At 71.7% G+C, this 2,814-nt stretch carries 2 protein-coding genes; both read right to left on the reverse strand.

All coding sequences use genetic code 11. From position 1 onward, the window contains the following. Positions 1 to 1,152: 1,152 nt before the first annotated feature. Complete coding sequence (locus KJP73_RS19100; protein ID WP_213284467.1) at positions 1,153 to 1,968, reverse strand: ABC transporter ATP-binding protein; 816 nt, start codon at positions 1,966 to 1,968, stop codon at positions 1,153 to 1,155. Positions 1,969 to 1,980: 12 nt separating this feature from the next. Further along, positions 1,981 to 2,814 (reverse strand): ABC transporter permease (locus tag KJP73_RS19105; protein WP_213284468.1); only part of this gene is annotated, 834 nt, incomplete at its 5' end.

A 2,814-nucleotide genomic window follows, 5' to 3' on the forward strand; every position in this document is an offset into this window, starting at 1 on the left:
ACTGGGGCGCGCAGGCGATGAGACAGGGGTACGACGAGGTCCAGCGGCTGGTCGCCGCGGGTCTCGTGGCCGGCGTGTTTTTTTTTTTCAAGCAGAAGACGGCATACGAGATAGCGTAGCGTCTCGTGGGCTCGGCCTCCCAGTCCCAGGTCTCCATCTGCGCCTGGTACTCCGGGTCCTCCCAGCCCTGCAGCGCGTTCCACTCCTCGTACAGGGGGTCCTGGACGGTGTTCATGTCGGTCATGCCGTCGAAGCCGGCGTCCGCCATGCACGAGGCCCACTTCGCCTTGAGCTCGGCCATCCGCGGGTCGGCCTCGATCGTCTCCCACAGCGCGTTCACCTCGTCCGACAGGGCGCTGAACTCGTCGGCCACCGCGCCGCCCTCGAAGATCTCGTGCTGAGCGGCGCCGTAGCAGCCGCCCTGGGTCCAGTCGTACTCGGTGTCCTCGCCCTCTACGGACTCGACGGGGGGACCCCACAGCGCCTCGTTGTACGCGGTGGCCTCGCTCTCGGACATCGACTCGACGTACTCCTGGTTCGGGTCGACGTACTCGCTGCCGTCGTCCACCGGGTCGTCGCCCGAGCCGTACGGGTCCGTGCTGATCCCGTAGCCGTACTTCTCGGCGAACTCGCGGGTCCCCCACTCGACGTCCAGCTCGTCGGAGGTGTCGACGACCGTCGTGCTGGAGGTGTTCGGCGTGTAGTCGAAGCCCTGCTCCTGCATGCAGGTGGCCACGAGCTCCTCGACCTCGCGGTTCTGCGCGTCGGACTGGGCCTGCGCGTCCTCCTGGCTCTGCTCGTCCTGGTCGAGCGAGTAGCCGTAGATGCGCGCCGTGTACTCGTCGAGCGGTCCGGGGGTCCACTCGGTCCCGGCCGTGTCGCCCTTCTTCTCCTCACCCTCCCCGTCCGGCCCCGAGCAGGCGGACACGAGCAGCAGGGCGGAGCACGACGCCACGATCGCGACGTTGCGGACGGTGGTGCGGGTCATCGACAGCCTCCGAGCGGGTGCTCATCACGGACGGACGCACAGGCCCCCTGCGCGCGTGCGGGCAGGGCTGACCTGCACGCACGGCCACCCTAGGGGGCGGCGCACCACCTACGGAGGCGTTTCGAGCACGGATAGGTGCGACCCGCAACCGGGAGCCACGGGGCTCACGCCGCGGGGACCGCGACCTCCTCGTGCACGAGGGCCGCGATCCGGCGCTCGAGCGCGTTGAACTCCGCCGACGTGACGTCCCGCTCCCCGCCCAGGTCGACCCGGACGATCTCGCGCACGTGGCCCGGCACGCCGTGCGAGGCGCCGCCGGCCATGACCACGACGCGGTCGGCGAGGAACACCGCCTCCTCGATCGAGTGCGTGACGAACAGGACGGTCGTGCCGGTCTCGCGGTGGATCCGGGACAGCTCGCCCTGCAGGGTCGACCGCGTGAGCGCGTCGAGCGCCCCGAACGGCTCGTCCATCAGCAGCAGCGACGGGTCGTTGGCCAGCACCCGGGCGATCGCGACGCGCTGCTGCATGCCGCCGGACAGCTCGTTCGGGTACTTGTCCGCGAACCGGGTCAGCCCGACCGCGTCGAGGAACCGGTCGGTGCGCTCCGTGACGACGTGGCGCTGCAGCCGGGCCTGCCGCGGGCCGTAGGCGATGTTCTCCCGGACCGAGAGCCACGGGAACAGGCCGTAGTCCTGGAACACGACGCCGCGCTCGGGATCTGGGCCGGTGACGGGCGAGCCGCCGACCGTGACCTCGCCGAACGAGGCGTCCTCGAAGCCGGCGAGGATCCGCAGGAGCGTGCTCTTGCCGCACCCGGAGGCGCCGACGACGCAGACGAACTCCCCGGCCGGGACGTCCAGGTCGACGTCGGCCATCGCCACCACGGTGCCGCCGGAGCGGGTGGCGTACTGCTTGCCGAGCCCCGCGACGCGGACGTCGGCGGGCTGGCGGGGACGGACGGAGCCGATGCGAGGCATGTGCTCCTCCTCTCAGGTCAGGGTGGGGCGCCCGCGGGTGACGAGCGTGAGGAGGGCGGTCAGGAGCCGGTCGGCGACGAAGCCGCAGAGACCGATGACGACCATGCCGGCGACGATGAGGTCGGTCTTCGACTGGTCGCGGGCCTGCGTGATCATCGCGCCGAGCCCGGTGCTGATGCCGACGGTCTCGCCGACCACGAGGATCACCCAGGCCAGGCCCAGGGCGACCCGCAGGCCGCTGGCGATCGACCGCATCGAGGCCGGCAGGACCACCCTGTAGAGCACCTGCGCAGGCCGGGTGCCGAGCATCGCGGCCGCCTCGAGCAGCCGCACGGGCACCTGGCGCACGCCGGCGATCGTGTTGAGCAGGACGGGGAAGAACGCCGCGAGGAACACCAGGAAGATCGCCGAGCCGTCGCCGTAGCCGATGATCAGGAGGGTCAGCGGCGCCCACGCGGTGACCGGGACCGGCCGCGCGAGGTTGACCGTCGGCTCGAGCATCCGGAACGCCAGGGAGAACCGGCCCATCACGACGCCGAGCGGCACGGCCAGCGCCACGGCGAGGGCGAACCCGGACAGCACGCGCTGCGTCGAGGCCCACAGGTGCGCGAGCAGCGTGCCGCTGAACGCGTCGTCGACCACGCCGCCGACGGCCAGGTCGACCAGCCGCCGTCCCACCTCGAGCGGCGTGGGCAGGAAGCCCATCCTGATCCCGAACGGGAGCTCCCACGCCTGCTGCACGCCGAGCGTCCACAGCACGAGGACCAGGGCGGGCACGGGCAGCGCGAGCAGGAGCGGGCCGACGCGGGGCCGGCGTCGGCCCGCTCCTGCTCGCGCTGCCCGTGC

The sequence above is a fragment of the Cellulomonas hominis genome (assembly GCF_901521055.1).
In the GTDB taxonomy this organism is placed as follows: domain Bacteria; phylum Actinomycetota; class Actinomycetes; order Actinomycetales; family Cellulomonadaceae; genus Cellulomonas; species Cellulomonas endometrii.